1 pseudogene is annotated in these 281 nt (G+C 40.6%); it reads left to right on the forward strand.

Annotated elements, in window-relative coordinates:
* Positions 1-281, forward strand: a pseudogene (locus tag ACSG5Z_RS32415) (glycosyltransferase); the annotation flags it as partial.

Raw genomic sequence — 281 nt, forward strand, 5'->3', positions numbered from 1 at the left:
ACAACAGTACTCTGCCGAGGGGAAAGCGAGAAACATCGCCCAGGTTGCTTACAAAATTGTCTTCCCTTCACAGTACGTGTATGAAAAATTCCGTACAATCACCCAATTAGATCATCAAAAATGTCACTTCCTCCCTCAAGGCTTGTTTAACCACAATCCTTATAAGAACAATATTGCAAAAGCTAGAAGCGAATTACGAAAACAACACAACCTGCCTCTAGATAGCAAAATCATTTTGGGAGTAGGTTTTGCTGATCATCGGAAAGGGATAGATTTGGTGT

The organism is Bacillus pretiosus, from assembly GCF_051294775.1.
GTDB lineage: Bacteria > Bacillota > Bacilli > Bacillales > Bacillaceae_G > Bacillus_A > Bacillus_A wiedmannii.